The following is a 10709-nucleotide window of genomic DNA, read 5'->3' on the forward strand; positions in this document are numbered from 1 at the left end:
TACCAATTCCGCCACCTTCGCCCAGTGCGAGCAATATCAACGTGGTTTTTGGTGCGAGGGGGGGGGACTTGAACCCCCACGTCCGTAAGGACACTAACACCTGAAGCTAGCGCGTCTACCAATTCCGCCACCTTCGCATACCATCAATTCTTAAAAAGAATTGCTACCACGGAGGCGCATTCTAGTGGTTTTCAGCTTTTCGTCAATAGTTAATTATCGCCGGAGGTGTAATTGCTGGAAAAATGTCCATCAGGAAACTAGCGTGCAGGTTTGGTAGGCATGCGGGGGCAGATGCCAGATGCGACGCTGGCGCGTCTTATCTGGCCTACGAAGGGCTAACGTGCAGGTTTTGTAGGTCGGATAAGGCGTTTACGCCGCATCCGGCAAGGCTTGCGGCGGGATACTTAACCTTTTTTCGCCTGGCGGGTCATAATGGCGCGATATACCTTGAAACGCCCGGTTTGCGCAATCACTTCATGGAAGCCAAATGTCTCATCCAGCACGTCCGGATAAGGCAGGAAGGCGTTCGCTACAATTCGCAGCTCGCCGCCACTATTAAGATGACGCACCGCGCCGCGAATCAGCGTTTGCGCCGCATCCAGGCTGGTTTGCATCCCATCGTGGAACGGCGGGTTGGAGATGATCATATCAAAACGACCTTTCACCTCGGAAAAGACGTTGCTGGCAAAGACTTCACCTTCAACATAGTTGGCCGCAAGTGTTGCGCGGCTGGCTTCTACCGCTGGCGCAGAGACATCGCACAAGGTGAGACGAATTTTCGGCGAATGGCGCGCAAAGGCAACTGAAAGCACCCCCGCGCCACAGCCGACATCCAGCACTTTACCTTTCGTGTGCGGAGTTAACGTCGAGAGCAGCAACTGGCTACCGACATCCAGACCGTCGCGGCTAAACACGCCAGGCAGCGTTTTGACCGTCAGGCCATCGACGCTGTATTCGCCCCAGAATTTATCGGCATCAAATACCGGCTGTTTTTCCAGACGACCAAAATAGAGGCCACAGCGACGAGCGCTGTCGACTTTATTCAACGGCGCATAATCTGCCAGCATCTGCTCGGCGCTGCGCACGCCGCTGCGGTTCTCGCCAACGACAAAAATATCTGTCCCCACTGGCAGCAGAGAAAGTAAATTCATCAACTGGAACTGGGCTTCCGGTTTGTTCTTCGGCCAGTAGTAAATCAGCGTATCGCAATCTGCGACGTCATCCACCGTGGCGACCAGACTGAAACGGGCGTTATCCCCCATCTGGCGGCTTAATACCTGCCCGTGGTGGAATTGCTGGGTATGAGCACGGCTGGCCGCGGTATCTAAACGCGCGGGCAGGTCATCCTGTAAGTCTCCGGCAAACAGAATACGGCTTTGTTCGAAATCATCACTGTGACGCAGCAAGACTTCACTTGCCGGGGTAAATGCAGACATGGAATGCTCCTCAATTGATACTGGCGGCGATTATAGCCATATGTTGGCGCGGTATCGACGAATTTGCTATATTTGCGCCCCTGACAACAGGAGCGATTCGCTATGACATCCCGACGAGACTGGCAGTTACAGCAACTGGGCATTACCCAGTGGTCGCTGCGTCGCCCTGGCGCGTTGCAGGGGGAGATTGCCATTGCGATCCCGGCACACGTCCGTCTGGTGATGGTGGCAAACGATCTTCCCGCCCTGACCGATCCTTTAGTGAGCGATGTTCTGCGCGCATTAACCGTCAGCCCCGATCAAGTGCTGCAACTGACGCCAGAAAAAATCGCGATGCTGCCGCAAGGCAGTCGCTGCAACAGCTGGCGGTTGGGTACTGACGAACCGCTATCACTGGAAGGCGCTCAGGTGGCATCACCGGCGCTCACCGAATTACGGGCAAACCCAACGGCACGCGCCGCGTTATGGCAACAGATTTGCACATATGAACACGATTTCTTCCCTCGAAACGACTGATTTACCAGCAGCTTACCACATTGAACAACGCGCCCACGCCTTTCCGTGGAGTGAAAAAACCTTTGCCAGCAACCAGGGCGAGCGTTATCTCAACTTTCAGTTAACGCAAAACGGCAAAATGGCGGCGTTTGCGATTACGCAAGTGGTGCTGGATGAAGCTACATTGTTCAATATTGTGGTCGATCCTGACTATCAGCGTCAGGGATTGGGAAGGGTGCTGCTGAAACATCTGATCGACGAACTGGAAAAACGCGGCGTGGCGACACTATGGCTGGAAGTCCGTGCTTCAAACGCTGCCGCCATTGCCCTGTACGAAAGTTTAGGCTTTAACGAGGCGACGATTCGCCGCAATTACTACCCCACCACGGACGGTCGCGAAGACGCCATCATCATGGCGTTGCCAATCAGTATGTAAGACAAGGTGGAATAATGAAGTGGGATTGGATTTTCTTTGATGCCGATGAAACGCTGTTTACCTTTGACTCATTCACCGGCCTGCAGCGGATGTTTCTTGATTACAGCGTCACCTTTACCGCTGAAGATTTTCAGGACTATCAGGCCGTTAACAAGCCACTGTGGGTGGATTATCAAAACGGCGCGATCACTTCATTACAGCTTCAGCACGGGCGTTTCGAGAGCTGGGCCGAACGGCTGAAAGTTGAAGCAGGCTTGCTTAACGATGCCTTTATTAATGCGATGGCGGAAATCTGCACGCCGCTGCCGGGCGCGGTTTCTCTGCTTAACGCCATTCGTGGCAACGCTAAAATCGGCATCATCACCAACGGTTTTAGCGCCTTGCAGCAAGTGCGTCTGGAACGGACGGGCCTGCGTGATTACTTTGATTTGCTGGTGATTTCCGAAGAAGTTGGCATTGCCAAACCGAATAAGAAAATTTTCGATTATGCGCTGGAACTGGCGGGCAATCCTGACCGTTCACGCGTGCTGATGGTTGGCGACACTGCCGAGTCCGATATTCTCGGTGGCATCAACGCCGGGCTTGCGACTTGCTGGCTGAATGCGCACCATCGCGAGCAACCAGAAGGCATCGCGCCCACCTGGACCGTTTCATCGTTGCACGAACTGGAGCAGCTCCTGTGTAAACACTGATTGCCTCCCCCCCGTTGATGGGTAAAATAGCCGCAATTTTTCGTTTTCAACAAGCGCGGCGCGATGCCGCTTACTCAAGAAGAAAGAATTATGACGTTGTCTCCTTATTTGCAAGAGGTGGCGAAGCGCCGCACTTTTGCCATTATTTCTCACCCGGACGCCGGTAAAACTACCATCACCGAGAAGGTGCTGCTGTTCGGACAGGCCATTCAGACCGCTGGTACAGTAAAAGGCCGTGGTTCCAACCAGCACGCTAAGTCGGACTGGATGGAGATGGAAAAGCAGCGTGGGATCTCCATTACTACGTCTGTGATGCAGTTTCCGTATCACGATTGCCTGGTTAACCTGCTAGACACCCCGGGGCACGAAGACTTCTCGGAAGATACCTATCGTACCCTGACAGCGGTGGACTGCTGCCTGATGGTTATCGACGCTGCAAAAGGTGTTGAAGATCGTACCCGTAAGCTGATGGAAGTTACCCGTCTGCGCGACACGCCGATCCTCACCTTTATGAACAAACTTGACCGTGATATCCGCGACCCGATGGAACTGCTCGATGAAGTTGAGAACGAGCTGAAAATCGGCTGCGCACCGATCACCTGGCCGATTGGCTGCGGCAAGCTGTTTAAAGGCGTTTACCACCTTTATAAAGACGAAACCTATCTTTATCAGAGCGGTAAAGGCCACACGATTCAGGAAGTCCGTATTGTTAAAGGGCTGAATAACCCGGATCTCGACGCTGCGGTTGGTGAAGATCTGGCACAGCAGCTACGTGACGAACTGGAACTGGTGAAAGGCGCGTCTAACGAGTTCGACAAAGAACTGTTCCTTGCGGGCGAAATCACTCCGGTATTCTTCGGTACTGCGCTGGGTAACTTCGGCGTTGATCATATGCTGGATGGCCTGGTGGAGTGGGCCCCTGCGCCGATGCCGCGTCAGACTGATACCCGTACCGTAGAGGCGAGCGAAGACAAATTTACCGGCTTCGTATTTAAAATTCAGGCCAATATGGACCCGAAACATCGCGACCGCGTGGCGTTTATGCGCGTAGTATCCGGTAAATATGAAAAAGGCATGAAGCTGCGCCAGGTGCGTACTGCGAAAGATGTGGTTATCTCCGACGCGCTGACCTTTATGGCGGGCGACCGTTCGCACGTTGAAGAAGCGTATCCGGGTGATATCCTCGGCCTGCACAACCACGGCACTATTCAGATCGGCGACACCTTTACCCAGGGGGAGATGATGAAGTTCACCGGTATTCCGAACTTCGCACCAGAACTGTTCCGTCGTATCCGCCTGAAAGATCCGCTGAAGCAAAAACAGCTGCTCAAAGGGCTGGTACAGCTTTCCGAAGAGGGCGCGGTGCAGGTGTTCCGTCCGATCTCCAACAACGATTTGATCGTTGGTGCTGTTGGTGTGCTGCAGTTTGATGTGGTGGTATCGCGCCTGAAGAGCGAATACAACGTTGAAGCAGTATATGAATCAGTCAACGTTGCCACTGCCCGCTGGGTAGAATGTGCGGACGCGAAGAAATTCGAAGAGTTCAAGCGTAAGAACGAAAGCCAACTGGCGCTTGATGGCGGCGATAACCTCGCTTACATCGCTACCAGCATGGTCAACCTGCGCCTGGCGCAGGAACGTTATCCCGACGTTCAGTTCCACCAGACCCGCGAGCATTAATTCTTGCCTCCAGGGCGCGGCAGCCGCTGCGCCCTGTCAATTTCCCTTCCTTATTAGCCGCTTACGGAATGTTCTTAAAACATTCACTTTTGCTTATGTTTTCGCTGATATTACGAGCGGTTTCAAAATTGTGATCTATATTTAACAAAGTAATGACATTTCTGACGGCGTTAAATACCGTTCAATGCGTAGATATCAGTATCTAAAGCCGTCGATTGTCATTCTACCGATATTAATAACTGATTCAGAGGCTGTAATGGTCGTTATTCATCACCCATCGCTTTTGTGATGGCGACCATTGACTTCTGTAGAGGGTGAAGTCTCTCCCTATTCAGCAATGCAACCTCGTGTTGCCAGGCTCAAATTACGAGCAAACATACAGGAATAAATCGATGACTATGACAAGACTGAAGATTTCGAAAACTCTGCGGGCTGTAATGTTGACCTCTGCCGTCGCGACCGGCTCTGCCTACGCGGAAAACAACGCACAGACTACCAATGAAAGCGCAGGGCAAAAAGTCGATAGCTCTATGAATAAAGTCGGTAATTTCATGGATGACAGCGCCATCACCGCGAAAGTGAAGGCGGCGCTGGTGGATCATGACAACATCAAGAGCACCGATATCTCTGTCAAAACCGAGCAAAAAGTCGTGACCCTGAGCGGTTTCGTTGAAAGCCAGGCTCAGGCCGAAGAGGCAGTGAAAGTGGCGAAAGGCGTTGAAGGGGTGACCTCTGTCAGCGACAAACTGCACGTTCGCGACGCTAAAGAAGGCTCGGTGAAGGGCTACGCGGGTGACACCGCCACCACCAGTGAAATCAAAGCCAAACTGCTGGCGGACGATATCGTCCCTTCCCGTCATGTGAAAGTTGAAACCACCGACGGCGTGGTTCAGCTCTCCGGTACCGTAGATTCTCAGGCACAAAGTGACCGTGCTGAAAGTATCGCCAAAGCGGTAGATGGTGTGAAAAGCGTTAAAAATGATCTGAAAACTAAGTAATTCGTCGTAATTCGTCCTCCCGAACTTTGTCGGGAGCGCGATGTGCACCACACTAAAAATATCGCATTGAGTGATTTTCACGCTCATATCAAGCGGTGACATTAACTATGGTAAAGGAGACGCTTATGTTTCGTTGGGGCATCATATTTCTGGTTATCGCGTTAATCGCCGCCGCACTTGGGTTTGGTGGTTTGGCCGGTACCGCTGCAGGCGCAGCTAAAATTGTCTTTGTCGTCGGGATTATTCTGTTCCTGGTGAGTTTGTTCATGGGCCGAAAACGACCCTAGATTTCAGACCATTAAGAAAATTTTATCCAAAGCCAGTCCAGCGGACTGGCTTTTGCGGTTTTAGCGAATAATAAATTGCGTTACTTTGTCATTCTTTCACAACAAAAACAGGAAGGCAGAGGTGGGGCAGCGAATACCTGTAACGCTTGGTAATATTGCGCCGTTGTCGCTAAGGCCGTTCCAGCCTGGACGAATAGCTCTGGTGTGCGAAGGCGGCGGACAGCGTGGAATTTTCACGGCTGGCGTGCTGGATGAGTTTATGCGCGCGCAGTTTAATCCTTTCGATCTTTATCTCGGCACATCTGCCGGGGCGCAGAACCTCTCGGCGTTTATCTGCAATCAGCCCGGTTACGCGCGCAAAGTCATCATGCGCTATACCACAAAACGCGAATTTTTCGATCCATTGCGCTTTGTCCGTGGAGGAAATCTTATCGATCTCGACTGGCTGGTGGAGGCCACCGCAAGCCAGATGCCGTTGCAAATGGATACCGCCGCGCGGTTGTTTGACAGCGGCAAATCGTTTTATATGTGCGCCTGTCGTCAGGATGACTACGCGCCTAATTACTTTTTACCAACCAAACAAAACTGGCTGGATGTGATTCGCGCCTCCAGTGCGATACCTGGCTTTTATCGTAGCGGAGTGTCGCTGGAAGGCATTAACTACCTGGATGGCGGGATCAGTGATGCGATTCCGGTTAAAGAGGCGGCAAGGCAGGGCGCTAAAACGTTGGTCGTCATTCGCACTGTGCCGTCACAAATGTACTACACGCCGCAGTGGTTCAAACGCATGGAACGCTGGCTGGGTGACAGTAGCCTGCAGCCGCTGGTCAATCTGGTGCAGCATCATGAAACCAGCTATCGTGACATTCAGCAATTTATTGAGAAACCACCGGGCAAGCTGCGGATATTCGAAATTTATCCGCCGAAGCCATTACATAGTATCGCGCTTGGCAGTCGGATTCCGGCGCTGCGTGAAGACTATAAACTTGGGCGTTTATGCGGTCGTTATTTCCTCGCCACGGTTGGCAAGCTATTAACTGAAAAAGCGCCGCTTACCCGCCATCTGGTGCCAGTGGTGACGCCGGAATCGATCGTTATTCCGCCTGCGCCAGTCGCCAACGATACGCTGGTTGCCGAAGTGATTGACGCTCCGCAGGCGAACGACCCGACATTTAACAATGAGGATCTGGCTTGATTTGCCGTTTTATCGACACCCACTGCCATTTTGATTTCCCGCCGTTTAGTGGCGATGAAGAGGCCAGCCTGCAACGCGCGGCACAAGCGGGCGTAGGCAAGATCATTGTTCCGGCGACAGAGGCGGAAAATTTTGCCCGTGTGCAGGCGTTAGCGGAAAAATATCAACCGCTGTATGCCGCATTGGGCTTGCATCCAGGTATGTTGGAAAAACATAGCGATGTGTCTCTTGAGCAGCTACAGCAGGCGCTGGAAAGGCGTCCGGCGAAGGTGGTGGCAGTGGGGGAGGTCGGTCTGGATCTCTTCGGCGACGATCCGCAACTTGAGAGGCAGCAGTGGTTACTCGACGAACAGCTGAAACTGGCGAAACGCTACGATCTGCCGGTGATCCTGCATTCACGGCGCACACACGACAAACTGGCGATGCATCTTAAACGCCACGATTTATCGCGCACTGGCGTGGTTCACGGTTTTTCCGGCAGCCTGCAACAGGCCGAGCGGTTTGTACAGCTGGGCTACAAAATCGGCGTAGGCGGTACTATCACCTATCCACGCGCCAGTAAAACCCGCGATGTCATCGCAAAATTACCGCTGGCATCGTTGTTGCTGGAAACCGACGCGCCGGATATGCCGCTCAACGGCTTTCAGGGGCAGCCTAACCGACCGGAACAGGCTGTGCGGGTGTTTGACGTGCTTTGCGAGTTGCGCCCGGAACCAGAAGATGAGATTGCCGAAGTGTTGCTTAATAATACGTATGCGTTGTTTAGCGTTAGTGGGTAGTTTACCCTTCGTAGGCAGCATCCGGCAGTCGGCGCATAATGCCTGATGCGACTCTTGTCGCGTCTTATCATGCCTACAGGTTTGTGCCGAACCGTAGGCCGGATAAGGCGTTCACGCCGCATCCGGCAGTTGGCGCACAATGCCTGATGCGACGCTTGTCGCGTCTTATCATGCCTACAAGTCTGTGCCGAACCGTAGGCCGTATCTGGCATGTCACAAATAGAGCGCCGGAAATATCAACCGGCTCACCCCGCGCACCTTTAACGCATCAGCCAACGGCTCAACGTCTTCCGGCGTGGCGCTCGCCCAGCTTTGCGCCTCGCCATACACGCCGTGGGTATGAAACGCATTCAGGCGAACCGGAACATCGCCAAGTCTCTTGATAAACGTCGCCAGCTCATCGATGTGATGCAAATAATCCACCTGGTCTGGAATTACCAGCAAACGCAGTTCCGCCAGCTTGCCGCGCTCTGCAAGCAAACAGATGCTGCGCTTAATCTGCTGATTATCGCGTCCGGTTAAGTGTTGATGACATTCGCTCCCCCACGCTTTGAGATCGAGCATTGCGCCGTCACACACCGGGAGTAATTTTTCCCAGCCGGTTTCGCTCAACATGCCGTTACTGTCCACCAGGCAGGTGAGGTGGCGCAGTTGCGGATCGTTTTTGATAGCAGTAAACAGCGCCACTACAAACGGCAGTTGGGTCGTGGCTTCGCCGCCGCTTACCGTTATCCCTTCAATAAACAGCACCGCTTTGCGGACATGGCTAAGCACTTCGTCCACGCTCATGGATTGCGCCATTGGCGTGGCATGTTGCGGACACATCTTCAGGCAGGTATCACACTGCTCGCAGACCACAGCGTTCCACAGCACTTTGCCGTCAACAATCTGCAACGCCTGATGCGGACACTGTGGCACGCACTCTCCGCAATCATTGCAGCGTCCCATCGTCCACGGATTGTGACAGTTTTTGCAGCGCAGATTGCAGCCCTGCAGAAACAGAGCCAGACGACTGCCTGGCCCGTCAACGCAGGAGAAGGGGATAATCTTACTGACTAAAGCGCATCTGCTGTTCATGGCTTATCACGCGCGGCTGGCGTTCCAGAATACGAGTGTTGCGTGTGGCTTCTTCGCCCAGCCAGGTGGTGTTGGTGCGTGAACCTTCGGCGCGATATTTTTCTAAATCCGACAAACGCACCATATAACCGGTAACGCGAACCAGATCGTTACCGCTGACATTGGCGGTAAATTCACGCATTCCGGCTTTAAAGGCACCGAGGCAAAGCTGTACCAGCGCCTGCGGATTACGTTTGATGGTTTCGTCGAGCGTCAGAATGTCGCTGATGCCGGAATAATAATAAGCATGATGCGGGGCGACAGTTTGCAGATGGATGATCGGATCTGGCTCATCGCCATACGGCAAACGCGCGCCCGGCGTGGTGCCGATATCGGAACTGATCCCCGACTGTGCGTGTAACATGGCGCGTTTTTGCCAGCCATATTTCACGGGGGTATTGGCGACAAACTCCGCCAGTTGCGCGCTGATGCGATAACCCACTTCATTTACGGCGGCTTCTTTACCGTAGCGCGCGGCAATCCCTTCTTTCTCACACAGCAAGTTAACCGCTTCCGCCAGCCCATACATGCCAAACATTGGCACAAAACGTTCAGGGTTAATCAGCCCTTCTTTCACCAGGAAGCTATTCTCAAAGAAGTGTGATTGTTGATAGAGGAATTCACACCGCGCATCGATGATGGCGATCTGCTGCTGGCAGTAGTGCGGTAGAGTGCGCGTAAAGAAGTCATCCAGCGATTCGCTGCGCTCGGCAATGGCTTTCAGGTTAAGGCGTACCAGCGTGCTGCCACCACCCGCCAGCGGCAGTGAGTTGTAACAGCTCACAATCCCGTAGCCCCCTTTTGTGAAAATTTTATCATGCACCGGACCGTTGGCGATGTGCGGTTTGCTACATTCACAGATGTTCTTCGCCACTTCCAGCAGCAGGTCATCAGGGGTGATTTCAGGATCGTAGATAAAGGTCAGGTTCGGTGAAACCTGCTTCAACTCTGCGTCTGCACGTAAGATCGCGCGGGTAATGGGCGAATCAGGCGGGCCGATATTGGCGTGCATAAAGGCGCCTGGCAGGGTTCTGTCGAGGTAACGCCAGAAACGTTTTATTCGAACATCGATCTCGTCTTGTGTTAGAATTCTAACACACGGTTGCAACAACGCATCCAGTTGCCCCAGGTAGACCGGCATCGATGTGACCGACGGTACGTGGTGGTAAAGAATGGTCAGCAGAGAGAGTGCGTCATCAAGATCTTTCGCGCCTTCCAGCTCCAGCCATTCGTGAAGTGGCACACTGAATTTGGCCACCTGAACAGAGGTGATATGCTCACCTCAGAACAACACAGGTGCTCCAATGAAAAAAAGAAATTTTAGCGCAGAGTTTAAACGCGAATCCGCTCAACTGGTTGTTGACCAGAAATACACGGTGGCAGATGCCGCCAAAGCTATGGATGTTGGCCTTTCCACAATGACAAGATGGGTCAAACAACTGCGTGATGAGCGTCAGGGCAAAACACCAAAAGCCTCTCCGATAACACCAGAACAAATCGAAATACGTAAGCTGAGGAAAAAGCTACAACGCATTGAAATGGAGAATGAAATATTAAAAAAGGCTACCGCGCTCTTGATGTCAGACTCCCTGAAC

10 protein-coding genes, 1 tRNA gene and 2 pseudogenes are annotated in these 10709 nt (G+C 52.9%); 9 read left to right on the forward strand and 4 right to left on the reverse strand.

Features of this window, described 5'->3' with window-relative positions:
* Positions 1 to 49 precede the first annotated feature (49 nt).
* Positions 50 to 137 (reverse strand) — tRNA-Leu (locus BFF42_RS03710).
* Positions 138 to 404: 267 nt separating this feature from the next.
* Positions 405 to 1436 (reverse strand): 16S rRNA (guanine(1207)-N(2))-methyltransferase RsmC, encoded by a 1032-nt coding sequence (gene rsmC / locus BFF42_RS03715; protein ID WP_001272296.1) that lies wholly within the window; start codon positions 1434 to 1436, stop codon positions 405 to 407.
* Positions 1437 to 1538: 102 nt separating this feature from the next.
* Between rsmC and holD the strand changes: the two genes are divergently transcribed.
* From holD to BFF42_RS03755, 8 genes are all read left to right on the forward strand, one after another.
* Positions 1539 to 1952: a DNA polymerase III subunit psi gene (gene holD / locus BFF42_RS03720; protein ID WP_000204018.1), complete on the forward strand. Its 414-nt coding sequence runs from the start codon at positions 1539 to 1541 to the stop codon at positions 1950 to 1952.
* Positions 1921 to 2367 carry a ribosomal protein S18-alanine N-acetyltransferase gene (gene rimI / locus BFF42_RS03725; protein WP_001092469.1) on the forward strand — a complete coding sequence of 149 codons (447 nt, stop codon included), beginning with the start codon at positions 1921 to 1923 and terminating at the stop codon, positions 2365 to 2367. Before holD ends, rimI begins: the two co-directional genes overlap by 32 nt.
* Positions 2368 to 2381: 14 nt before the next feature.
* The gene (gene yjjG / locus BFF42_RS03730; protein ID WP_000870695.1) at positions 2382 to 3059 is read left to right on the forward strand and encodes a pyrimidine 5'-nucleotidase; all 678 of its coding nucleotides are present in this window, start codon (positions 2382 to 2384) and stop codon (positions 3057 to 3059) included.
* A gap of 90 nt (positions 3060 to 3149) precedes the next feature.
* Positions 3150 to 4739, forward strand: a complete 1590-nt coding sequence (prfC, locus tag BFF42_RS03735; protein WP_000175943.1) for a peptide chain release factor 3 — start codon at positions 3150 to 3152, stop codon at positions 4737 to 4739.
* Between the two features lie 392 nt (positions 4740 to 5131).
* Positions 5132 to 5737, forward strand: a complete 606-nt coding sequence (gene osmY / locus BFF42_RS03740; protein WP_012421649.1) for a molecular chaperone OsmY — start codon at positions 5132 to 5134, stop codon at positions 5735 to 5737.
* A 125-nt stretch (positions 5738 to 5862) separates the two neighbouring features.
* Complete coding sequence (locus BFF42_RS03745; RefSeq protein ID WP_000490275.1) at positions 5863 to 6024, forward strand: DUF1328 domain-containing protein; 162 nt, start codon at positions 5863 to 5865, stop codon at positions 6022 to 6024.
* A 121-nt stretch (positions 6025 to 6145) separates the two neighbouring features.
* Positions 6146 to 7219 carry a patatin-like phospholipase family protein gene (locus tag BFF42_RS03750; protein ID WP_001299187.1) on the forward strand — a complete coding sequence of 358 codons (1074 nt, stop codon included), beginning with the start codon at positions 6146 to 6148 and terminating at the stop codon, positions 7217 to 7219.
* Positions 7216 to 7998, forward strand: a complete 783-nt coding sequence (locus BFF42_RS03755) for a metal-dependent hydrolase (RefSeq protein ID WP_000563080.1) — start codon at positions 7216 to 7218, stop codon at positions 7996 to 7998. Before BFF42_RS03750 ends, BFF42_RS03755 begins: the two co-directional genes overlap by 4 nt.
* Before the next feature lie 213 nt (positions 7999 to 8211).
* Here BFF42_RS03755 and BFF42_RS03760 read toward each other — a convergent pair whose 3' ends face one another.
* Both BFF42_RS03760 and BFF42_RS03765 read right to left on the reverse strand, forming a co-directional pair.
* Positions 8212 to 9075: a YjjW family glycine radical enzyme activase gene (locus BFF42_RS03760; protein WP_001088380.1), complete on the reverse strand. Its 864-nt coding sequence runs from the start codon at positions 9073 to 9075 to the stop codon at positions 8212 to 8214.
* Positions 9047 to 10348: pseudogene (locus tag BFF42_RS03765) on the reverse strand (YjjI family glycine radical enzyme); the annotation flags it as partial. The pseudogene BFF42_RS03765 and the gene BFF42_RS03760, both read right to left, overlap by 29 nt.
* Positions 10349 to 10418: 70 nt before the next feature.
* On the opposite strand from BFF42_RS03765, the pseudogene BFF42_RS03770 reads away from it, so the two are divergent.
* Positions 10419 to 10709 (forward strand): annotated as a pseudogene (locus BFF42_RS03770) (transposase); the annotation flags it as partial.

The organism is Shigella sp. FC1661 (assembly GCF_001712525.1).
Lineage (GTDB): Bacteria > Pseudomonadota > Gammaproteobacteria > Enterobacterales > Enterobacteriaceae > Escherichia > Escherichia coli.